This is a genomic window from Clostridioides sp. ZZV15-6598, assembly GCF_020657705.1.
Taxonomy (GTDB): Bacteria; Bacillota; Clostridia; order Peptostreptococcales; family Peptostreptococcaceae; genus Clostridioides; species Clostridioides difficile_F.
This window is the reverse complement of the sequence record NZ_JAGWCS010000028.1, coordinates 24,845-41,986: the sequence shown is the minus strand read 5'-3', so window position 1 is coordinate 41,986 and position 17,142 is coordinate 24,845. Positions and strand designations below refer to the sequence as shown.

Here is a 17,142-nt window from a genome sequence, read left to right as displayed (position 1 = left end):
AAGTAAAACTTTTATTGTTTAAATAATAAAAAATACATTGACTATTAATCAACGTATTTTTTATTATTTTTGATAGTAAATAAACCATAATAATCAAACAAATTATAAAAATCATATCCAGTATAATATTTATAAAATTGGTGCTTGGCTATTCATTGAGTATCCATCATTTCTAATATCATTTATCTCTAATGCATCATCTTTTGTTTTAACTTTACTAAGTTTTTTAACTGCTCCATAAGGCTCTCTCAGTGAAATTTTATCTCCACTTCCAGAAATAATCCATAAAACTTTATAACCTCTAGGTATTACTTGTAGCTTATTTTCACCCTTACCATCAGTAAAGTAAACTAATAAGTTAATCTTTTTATTATTAGCATATTTGAAAACTGGAGTAAATTTTGTGCCTCCACCTATCTTAATTCTATCTTTTATATCTTTTACAGTTTTTGCTTTATATACACGTCTAATTTCACTGTCACACTCTATAATAGTAATTTCATGATTATAATTTTTAACTATATTAAGAACTTCTTTAATTGCTTGTTTAAATTCTTCATCACTAATACTTCCACTTATATCAATAGCAACTGCTATTTCTGCTTTATGGCTTCTAAGTTCTCCTCTTAAATCTAGTCGACTAGGCTGTCTTCTATTTCGCCTTGTTATAGTCTTCTTTTTATTGCTTTCAACTGTTCCCATCAATCTACTAAGATACAAATTCCATGGCAATTCACCTTTACTATTTTTAAGAGCTGCTATCATATTTTCTAAGTGTGCTGGAATTTTACCTTTTTGAGAACTATCAATAAATTTCTCTGTAAATTCTCTAAGAGTTCTTTCATCTATATCATCGGATTCTTCCCATATATCATGAGTTTTTTCTGGGCTATAATCAGTTTCTATAGTTCCATACTTGTCGCTATCATCTTCTTCACCATCTTCATCTTCTTCTAACAAATCTAATTCAGTTTGAATCTTTTCTACATAATACTCAAAAGGCTCATACGGCTCTAGTTTTAGAGAATATTTTAAATTGACCCATTCTAAAGTAGTAGCATATGGTGGTAAATTATTCAAATATTTGTTTACTACTATATCCATTGCCATATTAATTGCTAATGTACTATACTTTCCTTTTAATTCTTTTGCTCTTACTAAATGCATAGATACTATATGATAAATTTCATGCTTTATTGTACTTTCCATTTGTTCTATATTGAGAGTTAAAAAAATTATTGGATTAAAATATATGACGTATTTAGCTCCTTTAAAATTCACACCTGTAGGACTACTTATATCAAATCTTATCTCTCTTGACATTTGAAACAAAAAATATCCATAGAAATTATCTTTTTCTTCCATAAGGCTTAAATTAACTTTATCTACAAGACTAAAAAATTCATCTTTAAAATCTTTTGGTATATCTACCTCAAATTTCTCATTAGCACGATTTGCCTTTAGCATAGAATGAGTATTTATAATTTCACTAGCTTTAATATAGAGTTCTTTTGCTTGCTTATCAAAATAATTTTCCATATATTATCCCCTTATTAAACGATATGACTCAAAGTAAGATTTTACAAACTCTTCATTCTCTATAGCTTTTTTATACACTTCAATATAGCTATTTCTAATATCTTTCATAATTCCTATCATTAAATCTATAGGATATATCTTTAAGAACTCAATAAATCTATCAATATAATATTTTGATTCATACTCATCATTTTTCATATTTAATTCCAAGTTTTTTAGAATATTTATTGCTGATAAATAAAGTCTTGTATGACTTTCATTTTTTACTCTTTCTACAAGATATTCATCAATAGTATCACCTAAAAAAACATCTTCATAAGATATCAGTGGACTAGAATCTGATTCAATAAAACTTATAAACTCTTCTGCTATAACCTTACCTACATTCCCTTTTATAACATTTAAAAATACTGCTCTAGGAATTGATTTCTTTTTGTCCTTATAAACTTTATAAATTTTAGAAACTCTTTCATAACTTCTCGGAGTTGCTCTTATATCATCTTCATTTGTTTTATTCAGATATTCTGGGAAAGTTGAAATAAACTCTATAATCTTTTTTTCAAGCCCTTCATCTATTGCCCATTTCAACCATTGTGTGTGGTCACTCTCCATATTTAACCAAACAAATCTATTTTCTTGAGCTGAATCCATATCTACAACTTGATAATCGAAGTCTGAACCATATTTACTTGATGGATTCATTGCTGCTAAAATCTTTACATCATCATGTAACTTATATCCATTAATCTCTCTATTTAAAATTAGATTCATAAGTTCTTGTTGTACTGTATGCTCACAACGATTTATCTCATCTATAAATAAAAGAACTGTTTTTCCTTTAGATATTTCTTCATCAATTTCTCTTAGTTTATTATGAACAGCATATACTGTAGTTTTCTTTTCTGTCTTATATCCATTAGAACTAACTCCTACATAAGATTCTATAGTTGGAAGACCACCTATTTCACCCTCTTTAAGTAGATTTCCATCAATTACAATCAAACTCCAATTATTTTCTTTAGCAAGTTTTTTTGCTAGAGCTGTTTTTCCTATTCCACTTTCACCAACTATTAGAGGTACTTCTCCAGTGGATAATATTAAGTCAACACTTTTTAATGTATCTATAAAATTCATTTTTTCTCTCTCCTACATAATTTTCAATTTTTCATCCACAGCTATTTTTTTTGCTGTTTTACTTCCATATTTATAAATAAACATCATCTTGTCTATTGCTATATAATCACTATTTCTGTCTATAATATTGCAATTTAAAAAATCTCTAATATATTTTTCTTCAACATCTTCTTTTGATAGTACTTGTTTTAATGCTTCTTCTAACTCATCCTTAGATATTTTCTTTACAATATACTTAACCACTAAAATATTTACTTTTAAAAATTCTAATATTTTATTCTTATCTAAATTAGTTATAAAGTTAATAGCTGCCTCATTATTCTTAATAGCTATAAGTTCTGTATTATAACTAGGAGAATCTATATATCTTAATGCATCATAACTTATTTTTACTGCCTCTTCTTGTACACTTTCATAAGGTTGTTTTATAAACTTTATTGAATCATAATTTTTTTTTACTGCTAATAATTGTAACTCTTCACTTGGATTTTTAGCATATTTAATAGCCCATCCTGCTTGATTTATAGCTAATTTAATCACTTTATCAGTTGGATTTTGTATATAGTCTAATATACTCCATCCATCATTTACTGCTTTTATCATCATATCTTCTGTTGGGTCATTTATAAATTTAATTGCTCTAATATTGTTGTCAATTGCTAATTCTTGCATCTCTCTAGTTGGATTATTTATATATTCTAATACAAGTCCATTTTCTTTGATAGCTAATAGTTTCATATCATCAGTTGGATTATTTATAGTTGCTATAATATTAGGATTATTTTTTATCATTTCAATAACTTTTGAATTTTCCATAATATGCCTTTCCTTCTATAGTTATTTTTATTTATATATTAATATAATAATCTATTCTTATTTATATAATTGTTTCTTATTATAATAAATATACTTTTTAAGCCATTTTAAACAGAATAATTATACCAATTTTTAAAAAAATTTCTAAAACCTCGGAAAACTAAGTATTTTTAAATTCTGTTATTATATGTTAATTATAGTAGTTTTTTAATAATTTGCATGATTTATTGAGGTTTTAAGACTTTTTTCTCTTTAAATACTTTTAAACTTTTTACAATTGTTCATAATATTCTTATTCAAAATTTATCACATATAAAAAATAATATACTTTATAATAAAATAATAAAAAAAGAGATTAAACAATCAGTTTAATCTCTTTTATAAATTTATATAGGCTTAATCATTTTCGTTTAACCATTTAGTTAGAACTTCTATATATTTATCATTTTCTTCAACAAATGGCATATGTCTTGAATATTCAAATAGTTCCCATTTACTATTAGGGATTCTATCATACATAGTCTTTGCAATATATGGTGAACATAAATCTATCGCTCCACTAGTTACTAAGCAAGGTTCCTTTATTTCATGTAATCTATCTGTAAACTCATATCCAGAAAGAGTCCCTGTAGGAGAAAATTCATTGTATCCCCATCCTACAATATATGCTTCAGAACCAGACTTTTTAGGTCTTCTTAAACATTCAGGAGAATCTTCAGTTACTTCCCCTGCACAATACATCTCCATAAACTTTTCTAATGCATCATTATATTCTTTACTAGAGTAATCTCCAGTATTTACTGCATCAAGTAACGCTTTTTGGTCAGCTTCATCCATATATGATATTCTTCTTTTTTGTTCTTTTTCCCAAAGTTTTGCAGAAGAAAGAGTAGATGAAAGAATATATGACTTAATACCCTTTGGTTTATATTCAAGAGCATACCAAATAGCCTGCATACCTCCCCAAGACTGACCTAATAGATGAATTTCATCAAGCCCTAGATGTTTTCTTAGTTCGATAAGTTCTTTTATCCAAGTGTCCGCATTAAATAGCTCAGGATGCCCTTCTACAAATGAATTACCACAACCAATTTGGTCATACATTATAACTTGTCTTCCACTTTCAGCTATCTTGTCCAATACTTCAAAATAGTTATGTGTAGAACCTGGACCTCCGTGAAGTAGTACTAATGGTTTCTTTCCTTCTGTAGCTTCTCCTACTATACGGTAATAGGTTTTAAAACCTTCAAAAGGCATGTATCCTTCAGTGATTTTCATGTTTATCTCCTCCAATTTGTCATTATGAACAATAATTAAGTTCATTAATAAGGCTATTTAAAACTTCTCATACATATTTAATTATGTATTTTTATCTTTATACTTACTTTTATAAATAGTATAACATAAAAGTTAAAAATCACCATACCAAACCAATTATAAAATCATATTAACTATATAATTTTATTTTTATTAATAATAGTATATACATTTTTGACTATTTTCATTTGCTACAACTATTTTTATTTGCTATTATGATATGAAATAACAAAAAATATCATCATGATGTATACCAGTTTTCTTGCATTTGTAATATTCTTATAAACATACTATACTTAATATCACATAAGCGAGGAAAATCTGTCTATGTCTTAATACATGAATATTTAAGGTATACAAAAAAATTTGAAGATAAATAGGTATAAGAAAAAATAATTACATAGTAAGGAGTATAAAATGAAAATCTTATTAGTTGAGGATGATTTAGAAATCAGTGAAATGTTAAGAACCTTTTTACTTTCTGAGGGTTTTGAAATCACTATTGCATATAATGGAGAAGATGCGTGTGTTAAGTTTGATGAAAAACAATTTGATATTATTTTATTAGATTTAATGATTCCTAAAATTAGTGGTATAGAAGTTATGCAATACATAAGGCAGCGAAATATTGTTCCAATCATCATTATATCAGCTAAAGATTCTGATTCTGATAAAACATTAGGATTAGGTCTAGGCGCTGATGATTATATTACCAAACCTTTTTCAGTTGTAGAAGTCTTAGCCCGCATAAAAGCCAATGTCCGAAGAACAAAACAATATTCTGCTATGTCAAACTTCACGCCTGTTATTGATAACAGGGTACTTATATGCAGAGACCTAGTTATGAATTTAGATGATTACACTGTTCATAAAAATAAAAATAAAGTTGAACTTACTGCCAAAGAATTTGATATTTTAAAATTACTTTTACAAAATCCAAAGAGAGTTTATACTAAAGAACAAATTTATTCACTAATCTGGAATGATGTATATTTTGGTGATGAAAATGCTGTCAATGTTCATATCAGCAGATTAAGAAACAAAATTGAAGATAATCCACGTTCTCCAAAATACATCATTACAGTGTGGGGAATTGGATATAAATTAGGAGGAGCATAATGAGTAGTTCAACAATTATTTTTTTCCTTTCTATTTGTATAGTAATTTTAGTCATTATCGTTTTATACCAACAGTTCATTTTTCGAAAAGGAATACAAAAAAAACTGATGGAAATAAGCAATAACCTAATAGATATATTAGATACAAATAATGAAAAAAAAGTAATGATTTTTACAGATAATAAAGTTCTTATAGATTTAGTGTCACAAATTAATCGCCTTTTAGAGGATTGTCAAAAAATTCGTGTAGACTTCCGACGTTCTGAAATCTCTTCAAAAAAAATGCTTTCTAATATATCCCATGACATTAAAACACCTATGACTGTCATACTAGGATATTTGGAAATCATACAACTAAATACCCATGAGGAAAATAAAATGCTTACAAAAGTAGAACATAAAGCACAGAAAGTAATGGACTTGATTAATCAGTTCTTTACATTGGCAAAGCTAGAATCTGGTGACACAGATATAGAGTTATCAAAAGTAAATATTAATGAATGTTGTCGTGAAAATATTTTAGATTTTTATGATTTACTTACACAAAAAAATTTTCAAGTGGATATAGAAATTCCAGAAGAAATCATTTTTGTTCAAGGAAATAAAGATGCACTACAACGTATCCTATTCAATCTTATTTCTAATGCTATTAAGTATGGTTCAGACGGAAAATATTTAGGTATTTTTATCCATTCAGATAAAAAATATGTCTATATTGATGTAACGGACAAAGGAAAAGGTATTGAAAAAGCATTTGCTAAAACAGTTTTTGAACGTCTTTTTACAATGGAAGATTCTAGAAACAGAGATATTCAGGGAAATGGTCTTGGTTTAACAATTGCAAAAAATCTAGCCATTCAACTTGGAGGTGATATAATTCTGGATAGTGAGCCAAACATCCGTACTACATTTACTGTAAAATTAAGAAAACTATCATATTAAAATATCTACGAAAGAAATTCGTAAGATTTACTTAAGAGTTTTGAAAATCTATTTCTCTATAATAAAAATTATCTAAGAAAGGGGGACACTTAAATGTCATATATTTTACAAACAAATCGTCTTACTAAAGCTATTGACGAAAGAGTCATTGTCAATGATGTCAACATTAATATTAAAAAGGGAGAAATATATGGATTCCTTGGTCCAAATGGAGCAGGTAAAACCACAATAATGAAAATGATTACTAATCTTTGGAAGCCCACAGATGGAACAATTGAGATTTTTGGTGAAAGACTTACTTCTTCATCTTACGAAGTTTTAAAACGTATGGGGAGTATCATTGAATTTCCTACATTTTATGATCATATGAGTGGCTTTGAAAACCTCAAGTTACATTGTGAGTATATGGGATACTACAGCCCTAAAAGTATAGACAATGCACTAAAAATGTTAAATTTATCTGATGCATCTAACAAACCTGTTAAGAGTTATTCTTTAGGTATGAAACAACGTCTAGGAATTGCCCGCGCGGTTCTTAACAAGCCAGAATTACTGATTTTGGATGAACCAACGAATGGTCTTGACCCTGCTGGCATAAAGCAAATTCGCGATTTGCTTAAAATGCTATGTACAGAATATGATATTACCATTATGATATCTACACATATACTTTCTGAAATTGAGAGCATTGCAGATACAATTGGTGTTATTAATCAGGGTAAAATGCTTAAAGAAATTTCTATGAAAGATATTTCAGAAATGAACACCACATATATAGAATTAAGTGTAAATGACATTAAGCGTGCTTCTTATCTCCTAGCAGATAAATTGAATATATTTAATTTCAAGATTATAGATGAAAACAATATACGAATCTATGATAAGAATATTACAACGCAAGATGTATCAAGAGAGTTAACACTTGGTGGTGTAAATATAAGTGTTCTACATACAAAAATGGAGACTTTGGAAGATTACTTCCTAAAAATAACAGAGGGGGCTAATAAATAATGTTAAAGTTAATAAAATTGGAATGGAAAAAAAATCATATAGAAAAATACATTAGAAATGTATTTATATTAGCAATTATTCTTTGCCTATTTGTTTTTGCACTAGCATTTTTAGGAATTGCAAATGACCCTGAATCTGGTGTTCTTGATGCAGCTCCAGGAAACAATATTATATCTGCACCAATTGAACTTTTTACAAGTATGGCATTCTTAATTTTTACAAGTGTTATGCTATCTTCTTTTATTGTCAGTGCTTACAAAAACAAAACAATGAACCTGATGTTCTCTTATCCAATTAAACGTAAAAAAATTCTGCTTTCTCAAATATTAGCTGTCTGGATTTTTAATTTTGTAGCACTAATATTAACAAGACTTTTGATTTATGGTTGTATTTTATTAGGTTCTCAGTTTATGACCTCTTCATTCTTAATAGATTTTAATATGGGAAGTTCGTTATTCTATGTACAACTTATTTTAAAGTCAGTTGTACTTGTCAGTATGAGCTTTATAGCACTATTTATTGGTATTATTAGCAAATCATCAAAAGCAACAATTATTACATCCTTTTTGTTAATATTTTTAACTCAAGCAAGTGTAGGAGATTTTACACTGTCAAATAATATGCTCTTTCCTGTTATTTTAACAGTTATATCTTTAGTTTTCGCTTTTCTTTCTATCCATAATGCAGAAACTAAAGATTTGATGTAGATATATCAACAACATATCAATTTACATTATATTTTTATAATCCAAGTGCTACTTTAAATTTTCATAAAAAACTTTCATAAAATAAAAATATATTGATTGTATTTAGCTAAATAGGGCAATAAAATAATTAAGTATAATTAATTACATTTCAAACCCCATTAGTTTTATGTTAAAATTATCTTTATTATATTTGTTTACAGGAGGTTTATATTTGAATAATATTAATTCACTTAAAGTAATAAAATTATCTCTTGGATGCTCTCTTGCTATATCTATTGCTTGGCTGTTAAAATTAGAATACTCCATGGTCGCTGGAGTTATAGTACTACTTACAGTAAAGGACACTAAAAAAGAAACTCTTAAAGGTTCTATTGGAAAGGTCTATGGTTTTCTTTTATGTACTATTTTTTCCTATTTATGTTTTAATATTTTAGGATATAATTTGACTTCATTTTCAATATTTATATTCATAATTATACCGCTTTGTTTTTTATTAAAAATTCAAGATGTTATTGCTATGTGTGTAGTAATCGCATCCCATTACTTCCTCCAAGGAGAAACATCTATTAAATGGATTTTAAATGAAGCTGGAATATTTGCAATAGGTACTGGAATAGGTGTCATAATAAATATGTATATTCCAACAAATATACATAAAATCTATGAAGTCCAAAAAAAGTTACAAGAAGAAGTTAGCATTGTACTTATAGATATTGCTGATATTATTGTAAATCCTAAAAAAGAAAATAGGTTCAGTAGAGATTTATATACCTTAAATTCACTTATTGATAGTAGTATTTCTGAAACTTATGATAATATTAATAATACTTTATTAAGTGATACTAAATTTTTCTTAGAACATATGGATATTATAAAAAGCCAACGGGATATCTTAGAAAACTTGTATAGTTATATATCTCAACTAAATTCTACTCCACCACAAGCTCATATTCTATCTGCTTTCATACATAAGATAGGTTATACTGAATTTGAAGCCGAAACAGGGAATCTTCTTCTTGAGGAATTGGGCAGATTAATGCTTAGCATGCAAAATCAACCCCTACCTGTTGATAGAACAGAATTTGAAAATAGAGCTATTTTGTTTTTTTGCTTAACTGAATTAAAACAGTTTTTAATTAACCGTAGACGTGCTCAAGTTCTTAGAGATAATAATTTTTATAAAGGGGCTGTCTCAAAATAGAGATAAGCCTCTTTTTCATTGTTGAAATAATGAAAATATAGTTGATTTCATACAAAAAAGAGTGCCCCATGAACTAAAAAGTTCCTTTTAAGACACCCTCTTTCAAATTATATTTTAAAGTAAAAATACTACTTTGTTTTTTATATTTAAAATGAATTCAATCTTTCTATTAATCTAATTATCTAGATTTAAATAATCCGATATATCATAAAAATGAATGCTAAAAATTGTATAAACACCATTCTCTGAGCACACATCAATCTTATGTCCTAAATTATCTATCATCTTTTTTGCAAAATATAATCCCATTCCAGTAGATTTATATAACCTATTTCTTCCATTTGTTCCTGTAAATCCCTTATCAAAAACTCTACATATATCCTCTTCATTTATACCAATACCATAATCTTTTATAGATAGCACTACTCCGTTTTCTAATGTTTTTGCATTAAATTCAATTTTACCAACTTCTTTTGAGTATTTTATAGCATTATTAATAATTTGGTCTAAAATATATGCTATACATTTAGAGTCCGTGTAAACAGTGTAATTTAAGTTGTTTAAACTAACCTCAATATTGTTTTTTATGAGTAAAAACGAGTTATTCTTTATAGAGGATTTTATCAATTTTTCTAAATTAACTTTATTCATAAACATGTCCTCAAACATACTATTACTCCTACTGCTATATAAAATAGAATTTACTAAAAAGTTTATTTTTGCAATTTGATTCTTAATATCTATACTATCTTCTATATTATTTAATCTATCTGTAATTATACTCAAAGATGATATTGGAATCTTTATTTCATGAACCCATTTAGCTATGTATTCATCTAATTCTTTTAGAGATTGTTTGTAATTTTTTGTATCATCATCGTTCTTTGATTTCAAATTTTCAATAATATCTCTCATGATATTTTCTTCAAAGGATTGTCCACTAATCAAGTAGTTGTCTATATCATCATTATTTTCTAGACACTTACATAAGTCTTTATAGCTATTTTTAAAGTTAATATAATCTACAATAAAAAATACTATTATTATGAGTAAAGCTAGAAAATCTAAGTATATTAACTCTACATATTGATTGTCAAATATATTTATGGCAAATAAGTAAATATTTATTATACTAATGATAATTAAAAAAAGTACAATATATTTGAGTCTGTCTTTTAAATATTTTACTATCATTATATTATGTATCCTATTCCTTTTTTAGTTTTTATAAAATCATCAAAACCTAACTCTTTGACTTTACCTCTCAATCTATTCATATTTACAGTAAGAGCATTATCTGTAACAAACTCATCATTATCCCATAAAGTCATCATAAGACTTTCTCTTGATACTACTTTATTTTTGTTTTTTAATAATAAAGTTAAAATTTTTATTTCGTTTTTAGTCAATTCTATATCTTTTTCCTTGTACTTGTGCTTTATGATTCCTTTTCCCACATCAAACATCAAATCTTTGTAGTATAGAATACTATTAGAGTCACTATAATTGTAAGCTCTTCTTATTATCCCATTTATTTTGGTAACCAATATATCTATAGAAAATGGTTTTGTAATATAATCATCTCCTCCATTATTTATTCCCATTATTAAATCCATATCAGAGTCTCTTGATGACAAGAATATTATTGGAACATTTGAAATAGCCCTTATTTTCTCACACCAGTAAAATCCATTATATAGTGGTAAATTAACATCCAAAAGTACTACATCTGGTTTTTTATCTATAAACTCTTCTAAAATCAGTTCAAAATTATCAATTGCTTCTACTTTAAATCCCCATCTTTCTAATGCCAAAGCAATTTCTTTTGATAAATCAATATCATCTTCTATTAATAAAATTTTATACATTTATGTAATCTCCATTATTTTAATATAGTATAAATTATCTCTATCATATCATATTTTGTATATATTTATTAGTCAAACGACTTAGACCTAATTAATAAGAGACTCTTATTGTAAGAGTCTCTTTGTTTTAACAAATTTGTTGATTAATTTTCGTATATTACCTTCTTAAACTTATTAACAGATACTGCTCCATATATTATAAATATTATTAAGCATATTACTAAGCTCAATATATATATACCAAATAAATCAGCCATTAATAAATTCCCTGCTAGTCTTAATGCAAAGTAACTTGATATTGTTGCACTTAGCATTGGTAAAGTATAAAATATAGCTACTTCTTTAAGCACAGCTTTATTTATTTTTTTTTCTGCAGTTCCTATCTTCAATAAAGTTTTATATTTCTCTCTATCTTCATAAGCATCACTATATATTTTCATGTATATTATACTTCCAGCCACAAGCGTAAATACTAAAAATAAAAATACAAGCACTACATATGCAAATTTCATCCATTGACTTTCGTTTTGAGCTTTATATCCATTTCTCATGTAGCCACTTTTCATACTTAAATTTTTTTCAATATTATCGAACATCTTTTGGCTATTTTCTTCGTCAGATACTTTTGCCCCATAAAAATATATTGGTTGTCCTTTATTTATTAGCTTAGAGTAGACGTTATCATTTACTACTATAATACTGTCATTAATCCCAGTTCCTAATACTGGTACTTTTACTTCCCCTTTTGTAATATTATATACCTGCCCATCAATGTTCACACTAGTTTCTTTTTTAGCTAATGTTACTATTGTTTGAGGACTTTTTAACTGTATTACATTATTTCCTTCAACTAATTTTTCGCCATACTCTTTTAATTCTTTCTCATTTCCATTTACTTTAAGAATATTATAAAAATCACTGTATTTCATTATTGTGTTTAATTTATCATAATTATCTTTGCTATCTGGATTTTCTAAAGCTATTAGTTCTGGATTTACTGAATACCTTATATTATTAGTGTCTTTTATTATATCTTCTATTTGTTTTCTATTTACTTCATTTTTATCTATTGAAACTATACTAGCAGTATATACATTTCTTTGTTCTTGAGCATTTTGTTGTATATGTTTTATAGCAACTGATGCGCCAAGAGTTGATATTGTTGTAGTTATAATTATAGCTATTATAGAGTAAGTTTTATAGTTTTTATTTAATCTATAATTTATATTGTTTATAGCAATTATATTATTTCCATTAAATAATACTTTTTTATTTTTCATTATCATGTGAAATACAACAGGCATAACTGATTTAAATAAACCATAAGTACCTATTATTATTATCACTATAACTGCCATTACACTAGTTATGTTTCCAGAGCGTATATCCATAGAAAGATAATAACCATATCCTAATACTAAAATTGATATTATGGCTAATATGTATAATCCTATTCCTACTTTTGGTATTTTGTCTTGCTTCTTAGATGTATTAATTAAGTTTATTACACTACTTCTACATATTGTTATAAACCCTTTTATAGTCATTATCATAAATATAGAAATAAATATTAAACTAGCATACATTATAGCTTTGATACTAAGCCCGTTGGATACATTTATATCAAATCCAGATAATTTTATTATTACTACCTGGAAAAATCTAGATGTTATTATCCCTATAAGTATTCCTGTGATACAAGAGCTTATTCCTATAAGCATATTTTCTACAAAATATATTTTTCCTATAGTATATAAATCCAACCCCATAAAAGATAGTATTCCTATTTCTTTTGACCTATTTTTAAAGAATATATTTGTTGCGTACCATATAAAGAAAAATAAAAATACTGATAATATTATTATTACAGATATTAACACTGATAATGTGAATTTCTGATTTTCTCCCTGCAATACATTTATAGCATCACCATATCTTAGTAATTCAAAATTAGTCAGTACAACTACTGAAAAGACCATAGATATAAAAAATGCCAAATAAGTTCTTATATTACTTTTAAAATTATTATAAGCAATCCCAAGTACACTCACTTACATTTCACCTCCCATAGAGGCCAACATATCCATAATTTTTCCATAAAATTCTTTTCTACTACTTCCTTTGTTTAATTTACATTTTATAGTTCCATCATTTATCATATATACTTCATTTGAATAACTTGCTGTTATAGGGTCATGTGTAATCATTATAATAGTAGCATTATTTTCTTTATTTATTTTTTCTAGTGAGTTTAAAAGTTCATAAGCTGATTTAGAATCTAAAGCACCTGTTGGTTCATCAGCAAATACTACTGCTGGGTTTGTAATTAATGACCTTGCTGCTGCACCTCTTTGTTTTTGACCACCTGATAATTGGTATGGATATTTATCTAAATGATTTTCTAATCCAAATTTTTTGGCTATAGAAAATACCTTATCTTCAATTTCCTTACTTCTCTTTTTCCCTAATGCCAGTGGAAGTGCTATATTATTCATGAGTGTCATATTATCTAGTAAGTTATAGTCTTGAAATATAAATCCTATTTTTTCTCTTCTTAATTTTGATAATTCATTATTTTTTACTTTTGATATGTCAATCCCATCTAGTATTATTTCTCCTGAGGTTTGTTTGTCAAGTGTAGACATTAGATTAAGTAATGTTGTTTTACCTGCACCTGATGGCCCCATTATTGCTATAAAATCACCTTCATTAACTGTAAGAGATATACTTTTTAGTACATTTGTTTTAAATCCTTTTATACCATAATCTTTTGATATATTCTTTATTTTTAATATTTCTTTCATATTTAATAACCTCCGTTTGTTCATTTCTTAGTATATCTTCATTTTAAAGGTTTTGTATGGTTAAATCCTTATGTAAATATTACATTTTGTCTACCAATATTACACTTTTGTAACATAGAAAGGTTATTAATACTTCTATTATTTATTTTATTAATCTCTGTCATTTTAGATTTAAAATATAATTTTTAGCATCCTCATAGTTATCAAATATTCTAAAATTGTTTGATTTATTTAATTCTAACATTAATTCTGAAAATCTTTTATTTATCTTATTTTCACCATCAACAATTGCAACAGCTTGTATTCTATAATTTATAAATTTTTGTAATGCAATTCCTGCCAATCCTGTCTTTAAATTAAAAAAATCATCTGTAAGTGAATTATTACTAAACATCAAATAATCTGTACCATGTTCCATACACAGTGATATAACATCCATGATTTCTTCTTCATTACTAAATTTGCTATCTACAAAAATATATTTTTTACCCTTTTGTTCTCTTATATCGTAATTCATTTTACTTCCTCATTTCTACTTTAAATATTTTCTATTAATAAAGATATAGAGCTTAACATCTCTTCAATAAACTTTATATCTCCCCATAACATAACCCTAAGCCTATTTTCATTTTCAGTATATTTCAAATTGATAGTAGCACCACCTGATATTAATGCTGGATTATTTGTAAGTGCCAAAAGCAAATTTGATAAACGTGAGTATTCATTATTGGATATATTATTTATCTCAACTACTGTAGATACATTAACTTTTGGGATACTCACTAAGTTTTTAGATGCATTTAGCCTAAATTCTATACCCTTATCTTCATTTTTACTCTTTACATCCATAAAGCTATTTAAATCCTCTTGTGATACTCTCCACTGCTTACCGACTTTATTAGCTTTTAATTTACCATCTTTTATAAATTTTCTTATTGTTTTATGATGCATTCCTAAAATGTTCGCAACTTGGTCTATTGTATAAAACTTCTCCTCCATAACTACACTTACCTTTCATTTGATAATAATAATATATTAGTTTGAAAATATCAAAAAGTCAACTTTATTTTGTATTTTATTGCTATTTATTAGATTTTATTGCTATTTAATGCGCTATTTAAACTATTATAATCTTTGCATATAGATTCCAGTCAAATTCTAAAATCACAGATAGACCTTATAAAAAACTTCAAAACTCACATAAAAAAGTAACTCAAAATCATTTAAAATCATTTTGAGCTACTTTTTTACAATTTTTTTATATTTTTTAATGCTAAAGATAAATCTCTAAAATAATATCCAGCAACATTTAATTGTTATTTAATAATTGATATTTTCAAGCTTTAATACCTTTTTTATACTGTTATCATCTTTAAAATTTGTTGTTCTTTTACAGTCTTTTACTTTAAACTCAGGAATAGTTTTAAATTCTTCATCACATATTCCGTCTTTGTTTAAATACATACAGCTTGACATTCTAACTATTAAACCAATATTTTTTAACTCAAACAACACAGGGTCTATTCCTCCACCATCACCTCCAGTAGTTTCTCCTACTAAAGTTGCAAACTTAGTCTCTTTACAAAACATAGAAAACGACTCTGATGATGAATATACTTTTTCATCTACAAGTAAGTATATATTACCCTTAAATTTCAAATCATTATTAGCTTTTATAGTATAAGAAGTCTTTTCAAAATCACTAAAATTTTTTAAAGTTTCCTCTGATGCATTTTTCTTTACACCTACTGGTAGACTTTCTATCGGCTCTAACTTTATATTTCTTGCATTGGTGTATTTTTTAACTATTTCATTATTATTTCTATAGAGTCTATAACCCTCTATTTTTATATCATTTTTTATAAGTTTAGATACAATTCCTTTCCAATACCTATCACTTCCGCCTGAATTTCCTCTTATATCAATAATTAAAGCTTGATATTTTCCTAATGTATTAATATAGTCTCCTATCATCTTTAAATCCTTATCTATTGACCCATTTTGTGGTGACATTGCAGGTAAATACATGTATCCAACCTTACCTTTAATTACATCTTCTAAAATTAGTTCTTTTTTTACAAAAATATCATTTGGTATTTTTATTTTAGTATTTATAGAATTATATCTATCTACAACTTTTTTGTCATTAAGAAAGTCATACCAATTATTATTAGAGTATGATTTTTTAAAAAGTTCATATCTGTTTTTATTATCTATTAACTCAGTATGTTTATTGTTTAATTCAGATAATATAGATGTCATCTCTTCTATAAATTCTTCATCATTTTCAGTATTTTTAATTCTTTTTATATATTTGTCCTCATTTTCCAACCAGTCAATATGATTAAGTCTCTTGTTTACATCTAAGTAGGGATACCCTGTTTTTATAACATTATATACATATTTAAAGTCATCTATCTTTTCTTCCTCAGATAGTTGCTTCTTTTGGGAATAAGTAAAATTACCTAGTAAAATTATGGATATACAAATAATTACTAAAAACAATATTTTCTTTTTCATATAATTCTCATCAACTTTCTAGCTTCATATTTTAATATATTATATTATTATAAATATTTAGAGTAATACTTATATATTATATTTCATTATAATTTATATATCCATAAATATCTTTTAAATTCATTTTTCTATAGTTTTATCAAAGGAATTCTAAGCTGTATTTAT

16 protein-coding genes are annotated in these 17,142 nt (G+C 26.3%); 5 read left to right on the top strand and 11 right to left on the bottom strand.

Annotated elements, in window-relative coordinates; genetic code table 11:
• Positions 1-129 precede the first annotated feature (129 nt).
• The 4 genes from KGF50_RS07850 to pepI form a co-directional block, all read right to left on the bottom strand.
• Positions 130-1,539 (bottom strand): VWA-like domain-containing protein, encoded by a 1,410-nt coding sequence (locus tag KGF50_RS07850; RefSeq protein WP_227847550.1) that lies wholly within the window; start codon positions 1,537-1,539, stop codon positions 130-132.
• Between the two features lie 3 nt (positions 1,540-1,542).
• Positions 1,543-2,673 (bottom strand): ATP-binding protein, encoded by a 1,131-nt coding sequence (locus KGF50_RS07845; protein WP_227847549.1) that lies wholly within the window; start codon positions 2,671-2,673, stop codon positions 1,543-1,545.
• Positions 2,674-2,685: 12 nt separating this feature from the next.
• The gene (locus KGF50_RS07840; RefSeq protein ID WP_227847548.1) at positions 2,686-3,489 is read right to left on the bottom strand and encodes a hypothetical protein; all 804 of its coding nucleotides are present in this window, start codon (positions 3,487-3,489) and stop codon (positions 2,686-2,688) included.
• A 396-nt stretch (positions 3,490-3,885) separates the two neighbouring features.
• Positions 3,886-4,767 carry a proline iminopeptidase gene (gene pepI / locus KGF50_RS07835; RefSeq protein WP_227847547.1) on the bottom strand — a complete coding sequence of 294 codons (882 nt, stop codon included), beginning with the start codon at positions 4,765-4,767 and terminating at the stop codon, positions 3,886-3,888.
• 456 nt (positions 4,768-5,223) lie between these two features.
• Between pepI and KGF50_RS07830 the strand changes: the two genes are divergently transcribed.
• From KGF50_RS07830 to KGF50_RS07810, 5 genes are all read left to right on the top strand, one after another.
• Entirely contained in the window at positions 5,224-5,925 is a 702-nt protein-coding gene (locus KGF50_RS07830) for a response regulator transcription factor (protein ID WP_227847546.1), read from the top strand.
• Positions 5,925-6,866: a sensor histidine kinase gene (locus tag KGF50_RS07825; protein ID WP_227847545.1), complete on the top strand. Its 942-nt coding sequence runs from the start codon at positions 5,925-5,927 to the stop codon at positions 6,864-6,866. Before KGF50_RS07830 ends, KGF50_RS07825 begins: the two co-directional genes overlap by 1 nt.
• A 93-nt stretch (positions 6,867-6,959) precedes the next feature.
• Complete coding sequence (locus KGF50_RS07820) at positions 6,960-7,877, top strand: ATP-binding cassette domain-containing protein (RefSeq protein WP_227847544.1); 918 nt, start codon at positions 6,960-6,962, stop codon at positions 7,875-7,877.
• A complete protein-coding gene (locus KGF50_RS07815) occupies positions 7,877-8,584 on the top strand; it encodes an ABC transporter permease (protein WP_227847543.1) in 708 nt (235 codons plus the stop codon). The genes KGF50_RS07820 and KGF50_RS07815 overlap by 1 nt, the downstream gene beginning before the upstream one ends.
• Positions 8,585-8,795: 211 nt before the next feature.
• The gene (locus KGF50_RS07810; protein ID WP_227847542.1) at positions 8,796-9,785 is read left to right on the top strand and encodes an aromatic acid exporter family protein; all 990 of its coding nucleotides are present in this window, start codon (positions 8,796-8,798) and stop codon (positions 9,783-9,785) included.
• A 174-nt stretch (positions 9,786-9,959) separates the two neighbouring features.
• On the opposite strand, the gene KGF50_RS07805 is transcribed toward KGF50_RS07810, so the two are convergent.
• The 7 genes from KGF50_RS07805 to KGF50_RS07775 all read right to left on the bottom strand — a co-directional run bounded on the left by KGF50_RS07805 (position 9,960) and on the right by KGF50_RS07775 (position 16,977).
• On the bottom strand, positions 9,960-10,979 hold the full coding sequence (locus KGF50_RS07805; protein ID WP_227847541.1) for a sensor histidine kinase: 1,020 nt from the start codon (positions 10,977-10,979) through the stop codon (positions 9,960-9,962).
• Positions 10,979-11,653, bottom strand: coding sequence for a response regulator transcription factor (locus KGF50_RS07800; protein ID WP_227847540.1), 675 nt, complete (start codon positions 11,651-11,653; stop codon positions 10,979-10,981). Before KGF50_RS07800 ends, KGF50_RS07805 begins: the two co-directional genes overlap by 1 nt.
• 143 nt (positions 11,654-11,796) lie before the next feature.
• Entirely contained in the window at positions 11,797-13,704 is a 1,908-nt protein-coding gene (locus KGF50_RS07795) for an FtsX-like permease family protein (protein WP_227847539.1), read from the bottom strand.
• Entirely contained in the window at positions 13,705-14,457 is a 753-nt protein-coding gene (locus KGF50_RS07790; RefSeq protein WP_227847538.1) for an ABC transporter ATP-binding protein, read from the bottom strand.
• Positions 14,458-14,617: 160 nt separating this feature from the next.
• The gene (locus tag KGF50_RS07785) at positions 14,618-14,974 is read right to left on the bottom strand and encodes a DUF4180 domain-containing protein (RefSeq protein WP_227847537.1); all 357 of its coding nucleotides are present in this window, start codon (positions 14,972-14,974) and stop codon (positions 14,618-14,620) included.
• Between the two features lie 20 nt (positions 14,975-14,994).
• The gene (locus KGF50_RS07780) at positions 14,995-15,456 is read right to left on the bottom strand and encodes a helix-turn-helix domain-containing protein (protein WP_227847536.1); all 462 of its coding nucleotides are present in this window, start codon (positions 15,454-15,456) and stop codon (positions 14,995-14,997) included.
• Positions 15,457-15,777: 321 nt separating this feature from the next.
• A complete protein-coding gene (locus tag KGF50_RS07775) occupies positions 15,778-16,977 on the bottom strand; it encodes a S41 family peptidase (protein WP_227847535.1) in 1,200 nt (399 codons plus the stop codon).
• Positions 16,978-17,142 lie beyond the last annotated feature (165 nt).

Coding starts and splice junctions, on each gene's coding strand:
- KGF50_RS07850 (WP_227847550.1), bottom strand. CDS start 1,539: ATGGAAAATTATTTTGATAAGCAAGCAAAAGAACTCTATATTAAAGCT.
- KGF50_RS07845 (WP_227847549.1), bottom strand. CDS start 2,673: ATGAATTTTATAGATACATTAAAAAGTGTTGACTTAATATTATCCACT.
- KGF50_RS07840 (WP_227847548.1), bottom strand. CDS start 3,489: ATGGAAAATTCAAAAGTTATTGAAATGATAAAAAATAATCCTAATATT.
- pepI (WP_227847547.1), bottom strand. CDS start 4,767: ATGAAAATCACTGAAGGATACATGCCTTTTGAAGGTTTTAAAACCTAT.
- KGF50_RS07830 (WP_227847546.1), top strand. CDS start 5,224: ATGAAAATCTTATTAGTTGAGGATGATTTAGAAATCAGTGAAATGTTA.
- KGF50_RS07825 (WP_227847545.1), top strand. CDS start 5,925: ATGAGTAGTTCAACAATTATTTTTTTCCTTTCTATTTGTATAGTAATT.
- KGF50_RS07820 (WP_227847544.1), top strand. CDS start 6,960: ATGTCATATATTTTACAAACAAATCGTCTTACTAAAGCTATTGACGAA.
- KGF50_RS07815 (WP_227847543.1), top strand. CDS start 7,877: ATGTTAAAGTTAATAAAATTGGAATGGAAAAAAAATCATATAGAAAAA.
- KGF50_RS07805 (WP_227847541.1), bottom strand. CDS start 10,979: ATGATAGTAAAATATTTAAAAGACAGACTCAAATATATTGTACTTTTT.
- KGF50_RS07800 (WP_227847540.1), bottom strand. CDS start 11,653: ATGTATAAAATTTTATTAATAGAAGATGATATTGATTTATCAAAAGAA.
- KGF50_RS07790 (WP_227847538.1), bottom strand. CDS start 14,457: ATGAAAGAAATATTAAAAATAAAGAATATATCAAAAGATTATGGTATA.
- KGF50_RS07785 (WP_227847537.1), bottom strand. CDS start 14,974: ATGAATTACGATATAAGAGAACAAAAGGGTAAAAAATATATTTTTGTA.
- KGF50_RS07780 (WP_227847536.1), bottom strand. CDS start 15,456: ATGGAGGAGAAGTTTTATACAATAGACCAAGTTGCGAACATTTTAGGA.
- KGF50_RS07775 (WP_227847535.1), bottom strand. CDS start 16,977: ATGAAAAAGAAAATATTGTTTTTAGTAATTATTTGTATATCCATAATT.